At 39.0% G+C, this 18281-nt stretch carries 18 protein-coding genes; 8 read left to right on the forward strand and 10 right to left on the reverse strand.

Features of this window, described 5'->3' with window-relative positions:
* Positions 1–10: 10 nt before the first annotated feature.
* Positions 11–148 carry a hypothetical protein gene (locus tag ABE41_RS21150; RefSeq protein ID WP_156774308.1) on the reverse strand — a complete coding sequence of 46 codons (138 nt, stop codon included), beginning with the start codon at positions 146–148 and terminating at the stop codon, positions 11–13.
* Between the two features lie 99 nt (positions 149–247).
* The gene (locus ABE41_RS17355) at positions 248–2215 is read right to left on the reverse strand and encodes an LTA synthase family protein (protein WP_066293086.1); all 1968 of its coding nucleotides are present in this window, start codon (positions 2213–2215) and stop codon (positions 248–250) included.
* A gap of 229 nt (positions 2216–2444) precedes the next feature.
* Here ABE41_RS17355 and ABE41_RS17360 point away from each other — a divergent pair, with 229 nt between their 5' ends.
* Together ABE41_RS17360 and ABE41_RS17365 are read left to right on the forward strand one after the other, a co-directional pair.
* The gene (locus ABE41_RS17360; RefSeq protein ID WP_066293088.1) at positions 2445–3185 is read left to right on the forward strand and encodes a C39 family peptidase; all 741 of its coding nucleotides are present in this window, start codon (positions 2445–2447) and stop codon (positions 3183–3185) included.
* Between the two features lie 220 nt (positions 3186–3405).
* Positions 3406–4287 carry a copper amine oxidase N-terminal domain-containing protein gene (locus ABE41_RS17365; protein ID WP_066293094.1) on the forward strand — a complete coding sequence of 294 codons (882 nt, stop codon included), beginning with the start codon at positions 3406–3408 and terminating at the stop codon, positions 4285–4287.
* A 30-nt stretch (positions 4288–4317) separates the two neighbouring features.
* On the opposite strand, the gene ABE41_RS17370 is transcribed toward ABE41_RS17365, so the two are convergent.
* The 3 genes from ABE41_RS17370 to ABE41_RS17380 form a co-directional block, all read right to left on the reverse strand.
* Complete coding sequence (locus ABE41_RS17370; protein ID WP_066293095.1) at positions 4318–4830, reverse strand: VanZ family protein; 513 nt, start codon at positions 4828–4830, stop codon at positions 4318–4320.
* Positions 4831–4977: 147 nt separating this feature from the next.
* Positions 4978–5220: a DUF2584 family protein gene (locus tag ABE41_RS17375; protein ID WP_066293096.1), complete on the reverse strand. Its 243-nt coding sequence runs from the start codon at positions 5218–5220 to the stop codon at positions 4978–4980.
* A 128-nt stretch (positions 5221–5348) separates the two neighbouring features.
* On the reverse strand, positions 5349–5774 hold the full coding sequence (locus ABE41_RS17380) for a hypothetical protein (protein WP_156774309.1): 426 nt from the start codon (positions 5772–5774) through the stop codon (positions 5349–5351).
* Positions 5775–5951: 177 nt separating this feature from the next.
* On the opposite strand from ABE41_RS17380, the gene ABE41_RS20780 reads away from it, so the two are divergent.
* Positions 5952–6638, forward strand: coding sequence for a hypothetical protein (locus ABE41_RS20780; protein WP_083207864.1), 687 nt, complete (start codon positions 5952–5954; stop codon positions 6636–6638).
* A gap of 36 nt (positions 6639–6674) precedes the next feature.
* Here the strand turns inward: ABE41_RS20780 and ABE41_RS17390 are convergent, their stop codons facing one another.
* Positions 6675–7058 carry a hypothetical protein gene (locus tag ABE41_RS17390; RefSeq protein ID WP_066293100.1) on the reverse strand — a complete coding sequence of 128 codons (384 nt, stop codon included), beginning with the start codon at positions 7056–7058 and terminating at the stop codon, positions 6675–6677.
* A 246-nt stretch (positions 7059–7304) separates the two neighbouring features.
* The gene (locus ABE41_RS17395) at positions 7305–9455 is read right to left on the reverse strand and encodes a 5'-nucleotidase C-terminal domain-containing protein (protein ID WP_066293102.1); all 2151 of its coding nucleotides are present in this window, start codon (positions 9453–9455) and stop codon (positions 7305–7307) included.
* Between the two features lie 254 nt (positions 9456–9709).
* Between ABE41_RS17395 and ABE41_RS17400 the strand changes: the two genes are divergently transcribed.
* Positions 9710–11128, forward strand: a complete 1419-nt coding sequence (locus ABE41_RS17400) for an MBOAT family O-acyltransferase (protein ID WP_066293104.1) — start codon at positions 9710–9712, stop codon at positions 11126–11128.
* Positions 11129–11144: 16 nt separating this feature from the next.
* Positions 11145–12419 carry an alginate O-acetyltransferase AlgX-related protein gene (locus ABE41_RS17405; protein WP_066293107.1) on the forward strand — a complete coding sequence of 425 codons (1275 nt, stop codon included), beginning with the start codon at positions 11145–11147 and terminating at the stop codon, positions 12417–12419.
* A gap of 36 nt (positions 12420–12455) precedes the next feature.
* Here ABE41_RS17405 and ABE41_RS17410 read toward each other — a convergent pair whose 3' ends face one another.
* The gene (locus ABE41_RS17410; protein ID WP_066293108.1) at positions 12456–12923 is read right to left on the reverse strand and encodes an NUDIX hydrolase; all 468 of its coding nucleotides are present in this window, start codon (positions 12921–12923) and stop codon (positions 12456–12458) included.
* 83 nt (positions 12924–13006) lie between these two features.
* Here ABE41_RS17410 and ABE41_RS17415 point away from each other — a divergent pair, with 83 nt between their 5' ends.
* The gene (locus tag ABE41_RS17415; RefSeq protein ID WP_066293110.1) at positions 13007–13369 is read left to right on the forward strand and encodes a hypothetical protein; all 363 of its coding nucleotides are present in this window, start codon (positions 13007–13009) and stop codon (positions 13367–13369) included.
* A 71-nt stretch (positions 13370–13440) separates the two neighbouring features.
* Positions 13441–14511: a stalk domain-containing protein gene (locus ABE41_RS21280; protein ID WP_066293112.1), complete on the forward strand. Its 1071-nt coding sequence runs from the start codon at positions 13441–13443 to the stop codon at positions 14509–14511.
* Positions 14512–14652: 141 nt separating this feature from the next.
* On the opposite strand, the gene wecB is transcribed toward ABE41_RS21280, so the two are convergent.
* Positions 14653–15801, reverse strand: a complete 1149-nt coding sequence (gene wecB / locus ABE41_RS17425; protein WP_066293116.1) for a non-hydrolyzing UDP-N-acetylglucosamine 2-epimerase — start codon at positions 15799–15801, stop codon at positions 14653–14655.
* 176 nt (positions 15802–15977) lie between these two features.
* On the opposite strand from wecB, the gene ABE41_RS17430 reads away from it, so the two are divergent.
* The gene (locus ABE41_RS17430) at positions 15978–16688 is read left to right on the forward strand and encodes a hypothetical protein (RefSeq protein WP_066293119.1); all 711 of its coding nucleotides are present in this window, start codon (positions 15978–15980) and stop codon (positions 16686–16688) included.
* A gap of 65 nt (positions 16689–16753) precedes the next feature.
* On the opposite strand, the gene ABE41_RS17435 is transcribed toward ABE41_RS17430, so the two are convergent.
* Positions 16754–18280, reverse strand: coding sequence for a DUF4127 family protein (locus tag ABE41_RS17435; RefSeq protein ID WP_066293121.1), 1527 nt, complete (start codon positions 18278–18280; stop codon positions 16754–16756).
* Position 18281: the final 1 nt, after the last annotated feature.

Below are 18281 nucleotides of genomic sequence, written 5' to 3' on the forward strand. Positions count from 1 at the left end.
CCAATAACTTTTACCTGTAAATTCCGATAAAGCCCGTTAGTGGCCTTCCTTTTGAAAATCGATAAGCAAACATAAAAACACTTAATGGAGCTAATATCATGCCAGCTACCATGATGAGGATACCTGAAATATGCAAAAAGCTAATCATAACCATTTCTCCTTCTCTTTTCTTCTATTGGATATATCGGACGAGCAGAGAAATTGTCCACAAAAAAAGCCCTGGACTTATCGTCCAAAGCTTTTGGGATTACTTTTCAGTTTTATGCCATTGTTCTACTAGATTGCCAAAAATCACATCATCAGAAATACTAAGTTCTTCTACACTTGTATCATACAGGGGTTTACACGTATCCACCGAAACCGTCTGACGAGTATTAATATCGTAGCAAGTCCCGTTCTGGAGTTTTAAATCATAGGAACTCTTATAATAGTAGCTATCCGTTTTTACAGATCCGTAACGGAAAACAACGGAACCTTCTTTTCCATCGAGTAAGTTGTTCCCGATATGATGGTAGTTCTTTTTTTCTAGTCCGAACAAGTGTAGCAGCGTCGGCATGATATCGATCTGGCCTCCGGCTTTATCGATCTCTTTGCCTTCAACACCAGGGACATGCATGAACAGCGGAATACCGTCTTTCACTTCTAATTCACCGAGCTGATCTCCCTCTTCATTCGCAAAAATCGTGGAAGGTGTTTTGGACTGCATATAACCCGTGTCATGGTCACCATAGAACACGACAACCGAATTTTCCCACAGTCCATCTTTCTTCAACTTTTCTATAAATGTTCCAATCGCCTGATCAACATAATGAACGGATTGCAAATAATTACGCAGGTTTACATCCCCCACATCATCGATATCCAATGTTTGATATTTTGCTGGCATCGTATATGGATAGTGAGACGTTAACGCAATCAAGAAAGAATAGAATGGGTCCTTCATGTCCTTCATTTTGTCAGCAGATTGAGTGAGGAACGACTCATCTCCAATTGCCCATCCAACCTGTTCGCCTTCATCAAAATCTTCAATACTATGAAACTCGTTAAATCCAAGATTCGGGTATACAATATAACGATTCCAGAATCCTGGTTTGTAAGCATGGAAAGCAGCTGTATCGTAGCCGTTTTCTTTCAAAATGTACGGCAGTGAATCATATTCGTTACGCGGGAATCTGACATAAGCCGATCCAGTTGCTAACGGATACAGAGATGTATTCGCAGAAAACTCTGCGTCTGACGTTCTTCCACTCGCCGTTTGGTGGTGAATATCGTTAAAGTAAAGGGATTCTTTTTTTAGCTTGTTTAAGTTCGGCGTGATTTCCTGGCCGTTCACCTTTTTATCGATGACGAAGCTCTGGTACGCTTCAAGCTGAACCATGATAAGGTTCTTACCAGCGGCTTTTCCTTCGTATAGGGTTTGGACTACTTTCTCTTTAGTTTTATCGTCGAACCATTGCTTCGCATCTTTTCGGTCTTTCGCGCTGACTTCTTTTTTATTTAATACATACTCATCTAAATATTTGTATGTATCGAAACCGTGAAATCCAAAAAGACCAGTAACTTCATATACACGCATGCTTGATAACGTTTTATCAAACAGGTATGCCCCGCCCTTTTGCACAAAATCATGAAGCGGATAGAAGAACAACCATGCCCCGGCAGCACCTGCTAGTAAACCTGTAGCTAGGCGTAATGCTGGATTTGCGTTCTTTTTCAGTTGTACCTTTTTGAAGAATACGATTAATAAAGCAGTAAATAGAAGAACATCCGCAAAAAGCAAAAAATCTTTCCAGCTAAACAAATCTCCAACCGAGCTTCCAAGAGAACTCATTTGTTTGATTTGTAATAAAACTGCACTTGAAATCAAGTCTTCGAAATATCTGAAATAAATCGCATCTGCTAAGATAATAAAAGAAAGAACAAAATCTAAAACGAGTAAAGCGATTAATTGCTGCCTAAACTTCAAGAAAATTGTCCAAAATGAAACTAATATGATCGCACCGAACGAAACGAGGAGAATGCCTTCTCGAAGCGGTGAAAATGAAGCATCATTTATAAAAAAGTTAAACAACCGTTTAAACATTTCAATGATTCCGTATTGAGAAAACAGGGTATCTGACTGATTAGAAAACCAGGTAAGCTTCCATCCGATCAGGATGACAAATGCAATATATATAAGAAGAGAGATACTTATTGGCTTGAGTTGTTGTTTCATCTTAGCCTCCATTCCACGTATTACTTTTATTACATAACTATTAACTTTATGTAAATGCTACTATTTTTGTACACATATTTCAACGATATCCTACCTATTCCCTAATTTTCCAAATCTCTATCCATAAAATGTTCTTTCGTTTGTACCTTTTTATGGGGATACTGCTGTAATATTAAGGTGTTTATAGTACGCTTTATCAAGATATTTAGACAAGGAGATAAACCATTGGATGAAAAGAATCCTTCTACTACTAGTTGTCGTTTTTTTGATGGGTATGGGTTACGCTGCATATGAACAAAGAAATGTTGAAAAGCAATATACAGAGAGTCAAGATGATGCAGCTGCTGCAATGAAAGTCGCTAAAGCAAAAAACGAAGTAAAGATAACAGGAGTGCCAAAGATTATGCAGAAACCTGAGCTTGATCGAGGCTGTGAAGTAACATCCCTTGCGATGCTCTTACAGCATGCGGGTGTTGAGGTCGATAAAATGGAGCTTGCTGAGAAAGTGAAGAAAGATACAACTCCATATAAAAATGAGAGTGGTACATATCATTATGGTAATCCGAATGATGGATTTGTTGGTGATATCTATACCTTTGATAACATGGGGTATGGTGTGTATCACGAGCCTGTCGCGGATTTGGCTGAAGACTATTTACCCGGTAAGATCCGCGATTTAAGCGGTGGGTCTTTTGAAGAAGCTGTCTTGAAGCCATTGTCTGGTGGGAGACCAGTTTGGATCATCATAAACGCAAAATATCAGAAGCTGCCTGAATCAGAATTTCGTACGTGGAACACGCCTAGTGGACAAGTACAGATCACATGGAGTGAGCACTCTGTTGTTGTAACGGGGTATGATGAAGATTATGTGTATTTCAACGATCCGCTTGGAGTGGCAGAGAAAGCTGAGCGTGGAGGATTCGAGGAAGCGTGGATGCAGATGGGGTCTCAGGCGATAACATATAAGTAAATGGGGACAGACCCCATACAAATACAAATCACTGATTTGTATTTGTGGAGTGGACATCAATATTACTATTTTAATGCTGATTTGTTTTTCAAATCAGCTTTTTTCTATCTTTTATCTTTACCCCATTACCTTTTTACCAATTATATTTTTCTCCCAATATATTGAAACTGTTTAAATCTCTGCTTCGTCATACATTTGAATACAAAAAAGGGGGAGAAAAATGTTTAAGAAATATTTTACGCTATTTTTTGCGGTTGCTTTAATCGCCAGTTTGATTTCAGTATCTAATGCCAAAGCTGCAGCTGCTAAACCTATTGAAGTATATATGGAAGGCGGACAAATTAACTTTGAGACCGTACCAATTATTAAAAACAACCGTACTTTTGTTGAGATGAGGCCAATCTTTGCTGAAGCTGGTATTAAATTGTACTGGGATCAGAGCACTCAAACGGTAACGGGTAAAAAGGATAATACGACGATTAAATTAACGCTTGGGAGCAAAACTGCTTATATTAACGGAAAAGCTGTTCAGTTGGATGCAGCACCTTTTGCTAAAAACAATTACACGTTTGTACCGCTTCGATTTGTTGGAGAAGCGACAGGTTATAAAGTCGATTGGCGCAGCTCGTTTAATCTTATCCACATCCATGAAGGAAAAGAGTTTATTGAAGACCGTGCATTTACAAAAGAACATTTAACGCCTGAGTTGCTTGAGACGTTAAGAGAAGGAAAATTCCCAGACTTCCCGGTGACATGGGAAGACGGTGTGGGAGTTCTTTTAGACACTGCAGGTACTCCAAAGATTTTCAGGCCGGGAATCCCTGAAACAGAAGCATTCGAACAATGGATGTATGGGGATTATTGGTTCAAACTAAAATCTAATCCTAGAAGTATTAGATCCATTATCGTCGAACCAACTCGTGCAACATTTACAGTTGATGAAGTATTAAATGCACTCGGTCCTGCAGAAAACATTTATGTGGATGATTACTCTGGTGATACAATTCATGCCTATTATGAAGGTTCCTATATGTATGAGTTTAGATCAAATGATGAAGGTAAAGTTGTTTCTATTAGCTTACAACCATGGAGTATTTATTAAAGGGATATTAAAAACCAGCTGCCGGATGCCTTACACATTCCGAAAGCTGGTTTTCTTTTTAACTGGTCGGTTGCGGTATATGAAACTGGCAAGTGCGATTGCCGTTATGCCGCCTGCAATATCAATCACGACATCTTCAACATGCGGTGTGCGGTTCTCGGTAAAGTTTTGATGCGTCTCATCGAATGCAGCGTATCCCGCTACCAACAGAAATGCCAAAACAGCTGATTTAATGGTAGTACTTCCGTATATACGCAAGGCACGGAACGCGAAGAATCCTAGAGCAAAGAACACGGTAAAGTGAGCACCTTTACGAATAAAGAACTCAATAAAATTCGCTGCACCCTTCTTTTCAACGCTAACTTCAGATCCGGCATAATTTATTTTTACATCTTGATAGTTTTTTTCTACTTTTTCAAGATTCACATATTTACTGATTTCTGGCCGTATGTCTTGCTTTTGATAGGGCTGTGAGGATGAATAAAACACCCCTATTATAATTAAAAGTACTGGAATCCAGTGATAAACTTTATATAACCTCATAAAAAACTCCCTTTTCTTCATTCGTTCTTCATTATACACGTCTAAGCCATTTTTTCTACGTTTTTAACAGCTTATCCAAAAGCAATTTCTTCAATAACCATTAAAAAAGTATCTGCCTGAATGACAGATACCTTTATTTCTTAATTTTTAATTCACATTATGCAGATCAACTAGTTCATATGTAATCTGAGTTTTGTTTTCTCTCCATGTAATTTCGGTTACTTTTGCCTTACCAGCCGGCTGTGATTTTTCAGTTTTTTGTACGGTTTGAAGGTTGTTGAGCACATAGAGATGGTAGCCTTCTATCTCTAATTTAAAAGTGTTCCCTTCTATTCTTTTTTCAGAACCGTTCGTTAAAATACATGTATGCATCGTAAAAGGCATGTTCATTATTAAACACTCCCCACTTTATTTTCTTACTTCTATATTAAAAGATGCTGAATGGTTCGTCTAATTTTTACAAAAAATAAAAAAGCCTGCAGCGGGGGAGGTTCCTTCCTCTGCAAGCTTTACTGTTATTATCGTGCTGTTTTTCTAAATTTAAATACAAATCCAACGATAAAAGATAAAATTGTCATGATAAATAACGATGTTGTGATCGTTGTAACGCCAGCATTCATGTTTAATGCATGATACACTTGTGCACTGATGCCAAACGGAATTGCAAAGAACAAGAACAGCATTCCAAAGATCGCGTTTTTCGTATTATACAATTTAGTCTTATGTGCGATGTCTAAAACTTTTAAGCTTAAGATCCAAAACGCGCTCGTAATCGACCAGAATAGGAGTATGGAAGAAATAAATGAAGTTGAAGTCAGTCCTAGAATTCGGTCGATGACCAAATTAATATTCCCCCATACCATCACTGTTTGATACAGTCCTAATGCAAATAGTGCCGCTAAGAAGATAAACGCAAATCCAAACCCTGATGTAATATGTTTCATCCCCAAATATACTCTCCTTCCCTAATTCCGATAAAACGAAACCTAATATTCAAATTATTTTACAATATTTTTTAGAAAATTGGAACCCTTTTTAGCTCTTAAAATGTAATTTCATTGTATTTCCGAATAAACAATATATGGTAACATAATTATAATAACTAAATTGGAGGTGCAATAGTGAATACTAGAATTCCAGCCATGGAGATTGTGGATGGAACCATTATTGGTGTTTTACCTCAAGAGGCTTATGAAGATTTTCTCCCCCAGTGGATTGATTCCGAGGTAAATGAAAAAGTAGAACATAGGATGAAACAACTTTGTCCAAACTATATTGAGCTAATAAAAATTACTGAGTTACATAAAATTGACCTAATAGATTTTGCAATTAAGATTGGGAATTATACAAAAGTTAAAACACTAGTACCTATTGATATGAGCACGAACGGAGAAGTTTATGTTAGCAATGATCACTTGAGCTACAACTTTGAGGATAGAAGTAAAAATAAAAAGGGGGCAACGGGATTGGGGAATATATATGATTCTAAACCAATGGATGGTACGATAATTGGAAAAGCGACTGAGAAAGAAAGAGAAGTATTAAAAGAAATTGATATAAAAATGGGTACATTAGAACGGCTATCTAACCACATTCAAGCACAAGTTTCATTTGCAGATTTTAAAGAAATGTATAAAATGATTGAAGAAATTGAAAGAAAACGTGTTGAGTTCTGGCTTCCAATCTACAAACGATTAAATGCACATTGGGAGTGGAGTCTGTTTATTGACTACGCTAATGGAAACATATATGTTCAAAATTTTGAATTACCTTATTCAAAAGATGAAAATGAAGTTGATGATGATTAATAATTAAAAGGGGAACTGCTCAATGCAGCTCCCCTTTTAATTAAGAATTACCCTACTCTTCTTAATAATTCCTCCAATGTTTTGCTTTAGCAGTTCCGATTTTCTTGAGATTCCCTTTTCAAACTGTTCAATCGTTGTCTGGTCCCCGTTACTTTTTGTTCGCTGAACATTGATGATATCTTCCAGGTGACTTTTCACCGGCTCTTCTTCATGATCAGGCAGCTTACCGTTTTCTAACTTCATGATAAAAACAAAAGCATCCATGTCCCTATAGTTAAGTTCAATTTCGATTCCAATTTGATCGTTCACGTATAAGAAGGTTGTCTTCCAGCTCCCATCAGTTGCGACCGGTTCTAAAAATCCATAATCGTTTACAAGATAGGAGAAACTCTCTTCTGTTATTGATGAGAATAAATTCATTTGGTAACACCTCCATTTATTATAGTTATCCATTACTTAATTATTATCGTAAATTAATCCCTTACAGTTTACATGGTTTCTTTACATAAAGATATTACTTATACTTCGCTCTGTTTGCGTCGACTCCTCTTTTAAGAGAAAAAAGGAAATAAAAAACCACCAGGGGAGGAACACGGCTTGATCCGTGTCCTTTCCTGGTGGACAAAATTGGTGTTTTTGTATTTGTATGGGGTCTGTCCCCAAGTACTATTCTTTTGTGATGCGGCCTTCGATTTTAGGTTCTACTGTCTCTGCAGCTTTTACGTACTTAATTAATGCATCTAAGTCAGTAATGTTTACTGTTGGGTTAGCCCCGCTCTTAAGAACAGTGTAGCCGTCTCCACCAGTAGCCATAAAGTTGTTAACTGTCGCTGTGTACGTCGCATCTACATCGATTGGTGTACCGTCTTTAAGCTTAACTTCTTTCACTTCACCAGTAACTTTTCCATCTTCACCCGTTGTAGAAGTATACGTGAACGTTAATCCAGAAACTTGAAGGATTTTAGCCGTTCCTGTTGCCCATTGTTGGTTTAATAAGTCGATAACTTGTTGACCTGTTAATTCCATCGTTACGAGGTCATTACCAAATGGCTGAACTGTGAATAGCTCTTCCCAAGTAATTTCGCCTGCATCAACACTTGCACGAACTCCGCCTGGGTTCATGAATGCAAAATCAGTTTCTGTTTGTGCAATCATAGAATCTGCGATCAGATTACCCATCAAGCTTTCGCCGTTTTCATTTAGATCTTTTGTGATTTCAATAGCAGCTGTTCCGATCACTTCGTTTAGTTTATCTTTTACTTGATCGTAAGTAGCATCTACCATTGCTTTAATTTCTGCATCTGGTGTCATGCCCTCATGGAACGTAGTAATGATCTCTGCTGATTTTTTCACAATATCTCCTGTTTTCTTGTTGATTAACAAGTCGATATCAGAGAATGCAGTTCCAGAAGAGAAAGACTGCACGATCAATTTATTATCTACTAATGTATTTGTGTACTTATGGTTGTGTCCTGCGTAAATCACGTCAACTTCATCATCAACGGTATTCGCCATTTCAATGACTTCGCCTCTAGCGTTTGTTCCATCAACATTAGACTCGGCAGGGTTGTGAGAAAGAACAACAATGGATTCAACACCTTGATCTTTCAGCTCAGCTGCATATTTATTGATTGCTTCCACTTCATCCGTAAAGCTTACTCCTTCAACACCGCTCGGAATAACGATGCTTGGTGTTTCAGTTGTAACAACACCGATAAATCCAACTTCTACTCCGCCTACTTCGTAAACTACGTAAGGATCAAGAAGCGGTTCACCCGTTTCGTCTTCAATAACGTTAGCTGCCACATATGGGAAGTCTGCTCCAGCAAAGTCACCAGTTGTTTCATGCTCTCCACCGAAGATAAGGCGAAGCATCTCGTCTACACCTTCATCAAACTCGTGGTTCCCTAAAGTACTAACGTTAAAGCCTAGTGTATTCATAATATCAATAGTAGGCTCGTCCTGAAGAAGAGCTGATGCTGGCGCACTCGCCCCTACAGAATCACCTGCAGAAACTTTTAATGTATTCTCCGGGTTTTCTGCTTCATGCTGTCTTAAATAAGCCGCTAGGTATTCAGCTCCACCCGCCATCTTATCTCCAACTTTTTTATATGTGTTGATCTGACCGTGGAAATCATTGATTCCTAATAGCTGAACTGAAACTAATGAACTCTTAAGCAAGTTATGAATAACAGATGCACCTTCTGCACGTACTGTAATATCTTTAGGAGCTAGAGTCGTTTCCGTTTTTCCGTTGATCAAGCCATGTTCAACAGCAACACTTACTACTTCTTTCGCCCAAGAACTTACTTGATTCATATCTTTATACTCAGGTGTTTCCGTAGATTCTACTTTTGCACCTAAGTGATGCTCATATGCTCTAACAAGCATTGTGATCATTTCTTCACGCGTTAATGTTTTATTAGGATCAAGCTTCGTCTCAGTTGTTCCTTTAACAAGACCTGCAGCATAAGCGTTTGCAATGTCATTTGCAGCCCAAGCCGGAACATCTGTAAATGGTGTCTTTTCTTCCGTTGCTGGCAGATCCAATGCACGCGTAATGATTACGATAAATTGAGCACGCGTCAATTCAAGCTCTGGACCAAATTTGTTACCGCCTATACCTGCAACTAATCCTTCATTTGCTAATTCATGGATGACTTTGTTTGCCCAATGGGATTGTTTCACATCTGTAAATTTAATTGGTTCTTCTGCATTCACTACATCTTTCCAAGTGATCGGTGCAGCTAATACAGAAAGAGCCATCGTAGTGGCTAACATTGTACGGCTAACTTTTGAAAATGGTTTTTTCGACATCTTCATCCCCCAAATTACAAATATTTTGAATTACCAAATTTAATTATATATTTATAGATTCATAATGGAAGAGTTTTCTTGTAAATTTTTTATTAATTTAGTAGATTTATGTATTTTCGTGTAACTTCACTTCATTAAAAGTTCTTGGAAACCCCTTTTAAATTTGTCTCCTTATGGTAAAATCATAAACGGCAGTAAAAATATGTCGAAAATTATCTTTATATACCAACTTTTATAAAAAAGAGGGAAATTTAATGGTTTTTAGTAATTTAGTTTTTTTATTCATGTTTCTACCTATTGTTCTAGCAGCCTACTTTTTGCTGCCAAGAATGTTTAAGAACTTTATATTATTGCTCGCAAGTTTAATTTTTTACGCATGGGGTGAGCCGAAATATGTCATCCTGATGCTCGTTTCAATCGTCATGAACTATATATTTGGTCTGATGGTACATAAGTTCCGAAACCAGATCGGTTATAAAAAAATGACCGTTGCATTGGCTGTTATCGCCAATATCGGTTTATTGGGTTATTACAAATACAGCAACTTCCTGATTGAAAATATGAACAGCCTCTTCGATTTAAATATCGCGAACGAACCTCTACCGTTGCCGATCGGGATCTCTTTTTTCACATTCCAAGCGATGAGTTATGTAATCGATGTTTATCGCCGTGATGCAGCGGTTCAGTCCAATATTTTTGATCTTGCACTTTATATCGCGCTGTTCCCGCAGCTCGTTGCCGGTCCTATTGTTCGTTACAACACGGTTGCTGATGAGATCAAGAAACGTGTTCACAGCTTAGAGCTTTTTTCAGAAGGTGTTCGCCGATTTATCATCGGACTTTCCAAAAAGGTATTGATCGCTAACCCAATGGGTGAACTGGCAGATACTCTTTTTGCAATGAATCCGGGTGATATGAGTTCAGGTACGGCATGGCTTGGAATTCTGGCGTATACCCTACAGATTTACTTTGATTTTTCCGGTTACAGTGATATGGCGATCGGACTTGGTAAAATGTTTGGATTTAACTTCTTAGAGAACTTTAACTTCCCTTACATTTCACGCAGTATCGCAGAATTCTGGAGAAGATGGCACATCTCACTTGGAAGCTGGTTCCGTGACTATGTGTACATCCCGCTTGGCGGAAACCGTAAAGGACCTTGGACGACATACAGAAACCTGCTTATCGTTTGGACAATCACCGGTTTTTGGCATGGCGCAAGCTGGACGTTTATGGCGTGGGGCTTTTATTACGGAGTGATAATTAGTTTAGAACGCCTTGGCTTGAGTAAGATATTAGAAAAATTATGGCGACCGCTGCAGCACGTATACGTATTGCTGATCGTTATGATTGGATGGGTCTTTTTCCGTTCAGACAGCTTTGATTATTCGTTTAACTACATTCAGACGCTGTTTGGGTTCAACGGAACACAAGCGCTTGATAATGCAACATTCCTTTACATGAATGATTACGGCTATGTGTTTGTGTTAGGTGTTATCTTCAGCATGCCAGTTATGGATTGGCTTAAGAAGTTGTTATACCGAGAAAATAGTTTCATGGGCAGATATGCCGTTCCAATCGCCAGTCCTGTTGTTTATATGGGATTGCTTTTACTCGTAACGATGTTCCTAGTGAACTCAACATATAATCCATTTATCTATTTTAGATTCTAGAGCGAGGAGGGGAAAAATGAAAACTGTTAGTAATATCGTTCTGTCTGTGTGTTTCTTAGCCTTCGTGTTCGGCATGGGCATCTTTATGGAATACACACCTGACCGTGAACAATCGTATTATGAAAACCGGGTTCTGGCGACGGAACCAGAGATGAAACTTGATAAATTAGCCGACGGTTCATTCGTAAAAGAATATGAAAGCTATTTTACCGATCAGTTCATTGAACGTGATGAATGGATCAAGATGTATCTAAACTGGCAGAAGATGACCGACCAGACTTACATCTATAAATATTTCATTACGGATGACCGCTGGGTATTCCCTCAGCCTGTATCTGAATTCTCGAAAGGAAGCTTTGATAAATCCATCGCATCGATGAAGGAATTCAACGAGTACACAGCAAAAAAAGGCGTTGAGCTGTTCTACTTCTCGCTGCCTGACCGGAAAAACGTATTTGACGTTCCGTATCCATCGTATGCGGCGATGAACTTGACTGAAACGAACAAAGATTATGTTTTGTCACGTTTTCCGCAAGAACCGATGCATGTCGTGGATCTGTCTAAGCCTTTCCGTGAAAAGTTCGATCAAGAACAATTGAAAGATCTTTATTTTGTATCGGATCACCATTGGAACATGTCAGGTGCTTATGAAGGGTACAAGCTTATCCGCGAATCGCTGGCTAAACAATCGGAACACTATACAGATGGTGTGATCGATGAAGAGCTGTACAAGAAAACCTGCTATGACCACAAAAAGTTCATGGGCGGCTACAATAAGCAGCTGTATGGCATGATTGATCTGGATCGTGAAAAGATCTGCCATATTGAGTCTAATGAATATGACCTTTCAACATTTGAACTTTATCTTGGTCCAGTTGCAAAGGAAACAAAAACAACGTGGGATAAGATCTACGGTAAGGGACTTTCTGCAGAAGGTGAACTCGTGGATTATGGTACTGTTTTTACTGGAGATATGCGTGAATTTAACGTTATCAATCCAGCTAAAAAGGACGAAGGCAAGAAGCTGCTGATACTGAAGGATTCTTATGCGAACCCGTTAACTCAGCTTATGAGCCAGCATTATTATCAAACCACTTTCTACGATATTCGTTATAACCAGGACCGGTCCGTTGTAGATTATATGGAGAAGCACGATTTTGACACAGTTGTTATCCTCTACAATAACGGAACTCTTTTCTCTACCATGTATGACTTTGATCTCTCTGATAAAAAAGAACGAGAAGAGCAAGAGAAGAAAAATAAGAAGAATGATGATGAAGTCGTTTATTGATATGAGAAAGCCCTGCCTATTTGGCGGGGCTTTTTATTATTTTGTTTGCAGCTCTTTTTGTGAGGAGAGAAATTCCTGGATGATAGGAATTTCTACTGGATTAATGTTAGATGGAAGTTCGTTAAGCGGAAAGAATTGAAGAGATTGAACCTCGTGCTCATCCACTTTCAGGTCCCCTTCGTATTCCCTGCATATATAAGATGTAATGACATTGTACACTTCGTCTCCATGAGGATATTTATAATAAAACTCTTCTCCGGAAAAGATGTTGAAAAAAGTGAGCTGCTTTGCGATTAGACCCGTTTCTTCATGAAGCTCTCTTTTGGCAGCTTCCTCTAAGCGTTCACCTGGCTCTATAGCGCCACCAGCTAATCCCCACGTATGATTGTCTGTTCTTAGTTGCATAAGAACTTCATTTTTTTCGTTAAGCAAAATTACATTTGCTCCGACCATGATGATCGGCTTTGTACCTACTAGTTTTCGTAAATCATGGATATATCCCATAAAAGACTCCTTTTAGAATTTATTTTCTAAGTGGTTTTATATAAAATAAACTTATAGTAAAAATTATACAGGAGGGTACGGCCTTGAAAAAGATTATTTATTTCTCATGCTGGTTAAGTATTTCCGTGACCTCTTCTTTTTCAATCTATCTCTTAAACCCTTCCCTTCAGAAGTTTCTATCCTCACATTATCCTTTTTCACATCATGTTTCAGAATTCGTTTTACTTTTTCTGTTAACGGTTGCACCTGTAGCGGCTTCAATTTATTTTGTTATTACACTTAAGGTCCACGTTCTATACATAACATTAATTTTCACTCTGTCTTACATCCCAGTTACATTACTCTCTGAAAATCAACTGCAGCATTACTATATTTACTCGATTTTGTTAGTTTTCGTTATCGTTTTCACACACCTCAAAAAATGGGTTATATTCAAAAGATTATAAGGACTTTTCGTACTGGTGAACATTTAAAGGTTTCGGTACGATTAAATAAAAAGATAATAGAGGGTGAAATAATGAAAAAAAGATTGATGTTGAGTGGAGCAGCTTTAGTATTATTGCTGAGCATTTTTGCTAAACCAGCTTCTGCTGGGGAATTTCCACGGCAAAAACTCATATCCAGCAAGTTTTTTAACGAATCTCAGATGATGATTGTGGAAGCAAACGGCTGGGAAACAAAATACGCAAAACTATCAACATACGAAAAAGTGAACGGAGTCTGGATGAAGGTGTTTGGCGATATGCCAGCGATGATTGGGTATAACGGATTTGCCCAAGTCATGAAAGAAGGCGGCGGTGCTTCTCCGACTGGAATCTATAACATGGGGCTTGGATTTGGCTGGGCAGCGAAACCAGCTGACAGCAAATATCCCTACCGTCAAACCACCTCCTATGATTATTGGGTGGATGATGTAACTTCACCTGAATACAACAAGTGGATTTATTTTAGCGGGAATCCTTACTCTCGCTGGAAGTCATTTGAGAGAATGAATCATCCATTGTACAAGTATGGTGCTGTTATTAAATACAATGAAAACCCGATTGTGGCTGGGAAAGGAAGCGCGATATTTCTGCATATGTGGAAAAGCTCTACTTCAGCTACAGCTGGATGTGTGGCCGTTTCAGAGGCAAACATGAAAACGTTGCTTACATGGATGGATTCAAAGAAAAAACCTTTGATCGTAATGGGACCTACATCTGAGATTGATAGTTATTTATATGCTAGAAATGAAAAGCTGCATGAGATTGATGTGATGGTGAATGGAGTTATGCAAAATTATGATCAGCCAGCTGTTGCCATCGACGGTAGAACACTGTCTCCGTTAAGAGGAATCGGTGAAACATTAGGTGCAAAAGTAGAATGGGATGCTGCGACTGAAACAGTTAAAGCAGAGCTGGATGGAACAACGGTAGAGTTTAAATATCTATCAAATGTCGTCAAAATAAATGGAGTAAACAAGGCGATTGATACAGCACCAATCAGCATCAATAACCGCATCGTCGTTCCGCTTCGATTCCTGTCAGAAGCTTTCGGTGCCGATGTGAAGTGGGATTCAAGTAAGAATGCAGTGGTGATAAATAAATAGAAGTTTAAAAGCGTTGTAAGATTAAAATAGACCTTATAGAATAAAGAGCAATGAAAAAACCTCCACGTCAGCGGATGTGTCCGCCTGACGTGGAGGTTTTGTTGTTTTGTATTTGTGTGGGGTCAGACCCCTACTTTTGTACTATAGAACGCGGAAAGTATCTGGACGCTCTGTTGATTTACCGAAGTAATGCAGGATTGCTTCTACAATTCTACGGCTTGCTTCTCCATCACCGTATGGGTTAGATGCTTTAGACATCGATTCATATGCTGCGTCGTCCGTAAGCAGTTCCTTCGCTAGTCCGTAAATCGTTTCTTCATCTGTTCCAGCAAGCTTTAATGTACCGGCTTCGATTCCTTCTGGACGCTCCGTTGTGTCACGAAGCACAAGAACCGGAACACCTAGTGATGGTGCTTCTTCTTGAACACCGCCGCTGTCCGTTAGAATGATGTGAGCACGAGATGCGAAGTTATGGAAATCTACAACTCCGAGAGGCTCGATTAAATGAATGCGGCTGTCACCTTTTAGGATTTCGTCTGCTACTTCACGCACTGCAGGATTTAAGTGTACAGGATATACCACTTGTACATCTTCATGTTCGTTAACTAACCGCTTGATTGCACGGAACATGTTACGCATCGGATCACCCAAGTTTTCACGACGGTGAGCGGTTAACAGAATTAATCTGTCGTCACCTAACTTCTCAAGAACTTCATGAGAGTAATTATCTTTTACAGTCGTTTTTAATGCATCAATTGCGGTATTCCCTGTTACATAAATGCTGTCACTTGGCTTATTTTCGTTCATCAAGTTTTTAGCCGCTGTATCAGTCGGTGCAAAGTTCAAGTCTGAAATAACACCAGTCAGCTGACGGTTCATTTCTTCCGGATACGGAGAATATTTATTCCACGTACGAAGTCCTGCTTCAACGTGTCCAACTGCAATTTTGTTATAAAGTGCAGCAAGGCTCGCAACAAATGTAGTTGTCGTGTCGCCATGAACTAGGACAACGTCAGGCTTCTCATCCTGCATGATTTTATCTAACCCTTGAAGTGCACGAGTCGTCACTTCAATCAAAGATTGACGATCCTTCATGATATTTAAATCATGGTCTGGTGTCACACCAAAAATCTCTAAAACTTGATCCAGCATTTCACGGTGCTGAGCCGTTACAGTTACAACGGATTCAATCTGTTCATTATATTTTTCTAACTCCAATACAAGTGGTGCCATCTTAATCGCTTCCGGTCTTGTACCGAAGATTGTCATTACTTTTACTTTTTCAGCCATTCGCAAATTCTCTCCTTTAATCAGGACATATGTATACCATTATGGGCGAAATACCCTTATTTCATGCTATCGTTTCATGGTTAATACGTCAATTTTTTGTTAAATTGAATTGTTTATATAGGAATTTGATGGTAAAATTAATATGATTTTCTAAAATAATAAAATCGGAGGATTTAATGAAAAAAACCTTACTATATTCAATTTTGGCCTTGGGTCTTATAGCTGCAAGTGTCGGCGGATATGTTTATTACATAATAAATGTGAAAACATACGACACAGCAGATAAAAAAGTTACCGAGATTACGGAGGAAGAATACAAGATTGATCTTCCTAGCGACAGTGTTACAACAGATGAACCAGTTCCACCTTCTGAAAATACGTCGACAGACAGTGATGATTCAAGTACTGATTCTAATTCAAATCAAGAACCATCTGCCTCTTCTACAGAAAATGAACCAGAAAACGCAACGGCATCAACACAGCCAACTTCTTCTACTAACCATAATAATCATTCGCAGCCAAAACCTAAAAAGGTAACCGTACAACAAATAAAAAATAATTATCGTCCTGTATTTCAATCCTTGCAATCACAAGCAAATGGTAGACTTTCTGCTCTTGTTGGACATGCAGAATCAGAATACCGTACGAAAAAAGCGAATGGTGAAAAAATCAGAATCGGCTATTTTGTATCGAAGTATAAATCTGCAGGTGAAAACCTTGAGGCTAAAACCGATCAAACATTTAACACCATCTATTCCGCACTTAAGAACGACCTAAAGAGAAACGGCTTTGATACAAAACATGCTGCAGAGTTCAAAACACAGTATGAGAACGAAAAAGAAGTAAGAAGAAATTCCTTATATTCACAAGTAAAAGACAGATTATAAGATTGGAGGTATTGCACATGTAAGAGTGTAATACCTCTTTTTAGTTTTAGAATTATACTCTCGACTCATCGACCTATTTTCTGTTTTAACTCCAGCTCAAACCCGATCTCAAACGTGCGGTTCCAAGGCAAAAACACTTTCCCAATTAACCCATTATAGTCCTTTTCATAAGAAGTTTTCTTTATGAACGAAGCAACTTCTCCCAAAAATTTCTCTTCCACTCTTTTCGCTAAATCGGGTGCATCATCTTTCACTTCTGCTCGCACTTTTTGTCTCACAACCGTCTGATAAACATAGTCTTCCAGCAATCGGTACAGGATTTGTTCATCAATGAAATACTGATTAACATCCACGTCTTTCATTTTTGCCAAGTGAACCATAGCTGCCTGGGCGACGACTGTTCCTAGTGTGTTGCCTGCTGTATTCCATGCGGCAAACCCACACAATTCACGAACTTCCACTGCCGCCAACAGTTGCGGAATCATCGCGGGGTCAGCACCATTCGCATAAGCTACATCGGCCACTGCAACCAATTGCCCTTTACTGATGTAATGTTTGATCCGCTGCACCCACTCGCCGATGTTCCGGTCTGCTGTATCGACTTCCCCTAAAAAAATCTGAATCGCTGGATCTCCCTGCCTTTTTCCTGGCACATTAACCGCGAGCAATACATCCGCTTCCCCAGGAGTCGCCTCTATAATACTGCCAAAAGCATATATTTGCCCCTTCACACTTTCCGCGATTGGTCGGTCTTCATAAAGTGCATTGATTAGTGCGCCTTTTTCACCACTATAAAAAGAAAAGAAGGTAGGCTTTTGTATGTTCTCCAGCTCATAAATCATACGTGCAACCAAGGAATTCGCCACTTCATCAGCACCCGGATAGATCGCTACTTTCGTAAAAAGCTCTTTCTCCAAAACTTCCCTTAAAAGCTTCTCCTGCTCCAAGATGTTCAGTCCATACTCAGAAGTGTCATCCTGCGGGAAAACGAGGCGATCGAGCCAGCCTTCTTCGATCCCTTTTAAGAGAGCCTGATTCAACTGATAATTTTTCTCCCGCGTTTCCTTATAATCTTGTAAAATAGCTGACGGTATTTTTCCCTCCATCTCTTTTACAAGAAGCTGTGCTTCCTCTAAACCGGTCTTCAAAAATCGATGATACTGATACGAATACGCATAGATCTCTTTTCCATACTCAGACCAATACGGCTTCTCCTCCTCATTCACATAGTTATTGGAGATGCGCATTGTGGCACTGAACGCCATAACCGGTTTTTCAGGATACTTTTCCTTCAATTTTTTTATGAAAGTTAAACGACTGTTTAAAACGTCGTACGAATCTGTAGAGATTCTGGATGGAACAAGACCGCCATAGCAAAGCATGTCTGTTGAAATGACAAACCCATCAACTTCAGGTGCAACTCCCTTCACCCACTCGCGAACGGCATCAACATCCCCTGGTGTTTTTAAAAAACCAAGTATTTCTTTCGGGGGAATCACAACATCCCAGCCGCCAATTCTGGCAATCTGACCGGGCAAATCACGCGTAACCGGCCTCGCGTCAACAGGAACAAGTGCAATCTTTTTATTCATC

This window comes from Fictibacillus arsenicus, from assembly GCF_001642935.1.
Taxonomy (GTDB): domain Bacteria; phylum Bacillota; class Bacilli; order Bacillales; family Fictibacillaceae; genus Fictibacillus; species Fictibacillus arsenicus_B.

What these genes read in the sequence shown, in the direction of transcription:
- ABE41_RS21280 (WP_066293112.1), top strand. Translation starts at nt 13,441, where the DNA reads ATGAAAAAAAGATTGATGTTGAGTGGAGCAGCTTTAGTATTATTGCTG.
- ABE41_RS17365 (WP_066293094.1), top strand. Translation starts at nt 3,406, where the DNA reads ATGTTTAAGAAATATTTTACGCTATTTTTTGCGGTTGCTTTAATCGCC.
- ABE41_RS17375 (WP_066293096.1), bottom strand. Translation starts at nt 5,220, where the DNA reads ATGAACATGCCTTTTACGATGCATACATGTATTTTAACGAACGGTTCT.
- ABE41_RS17435 (WP_066293121.1), bottom strand. Translation starts at nt 18,280, where the DNA reads ATGAATAAAAAGATTGCACTTGTTCCTGTTGACGCGAGGCCGGTTACG.
- ABE41_RS17395 (WP_066293102.1), bottom strand. Translation starts at nt 9,455, where the DNA reads ATGTCGAAAAAACCATTTTCAAAAGTTAGCCGTACAATGTTAGCCACT.
- ABE41_RS17400 (WP_066293104.1), top strand. Translation starts at nt 9,710, where the DNA reads ATGGTTTTTAGTAATTTAGTTTTTTTATTCATGTTTCTACCTATTGTT.
- ABE41_RS17370 (WP_066293095.1), bottom strand. Translation starts at nt 4,830, where the DNA reads ATGAGGTTATATAAAGTTTATCACTGGATTCCAGTACTTTTAATTATA.
- ABE41_RS17405 (WP_066293107.1), top strand. Translation starts at nt 11,145, where the DNA reads ATGAAAACTGTTAGTAATATCGTTCTGTCTGTGTGTTTCTTAGCCTTC.
- ABE41_RS17430 (WP_066293119.1), top strand. Translation starts at nt 15,978, where the DNA reads ATGAAAAAAACCTTACTATATTCAATTTTGGCCTTGGGTCTTATAGCT.
- ABE41_RS17410 (WP_066293108.1), bottom strand. Translation starts at nt 12,923, where the DNA reads ATGGGATATATCCATGATTTACGAAAACTAGTAGGTACAAAGCCGATC.
- ABE41_RS21150 (WP_156774308.1), bottom strand. Translation starts at nt 148, where the DNA reads ATGATTAGCTTTTTGCATATTTCAGGTATCCTCATCATGGTAGCTGGC.
- ABE41_RS17390 (WP_066293100.1), bottom strand. Translation starts at nt 7,058, where the DNA reads ATGAATTTATTCTCATCAATAACAGAAGAGAGTTTCTCCTATCTTGTA.
- wecB (WP_066293116.1), bottom strand. Translation starts at nt 15,801, where the DNA reads ATGGCTGAAAAAGTAAAAGTAATGACAATCTTCGGTACAAGACCGGAA.
- ABE41_RS17380 (WP_156774309.1), bottom strand. Translation starts at nt 5,774, where the DNA reads ATGAAACATATTACATCAGGGTTTGGATTTGCGTTTATCTTCTTAGCG.
- ABE41_RS17355 (WP_066293086.1), bottom strand. Translation starts at nt 2,215, where the DNA reads ATGAAACAACAACTCAAGCCAATAAGTATCTCTCTTCTTATATATATT.
- ABE41_RS17360 (WP_066293088.1), top strand. Translation starts at nt 2,445, where the DNA reads ATGAAAAGAATCCTTCTACTACTAGTTGTCGTTTTTTTGATGGGTATG.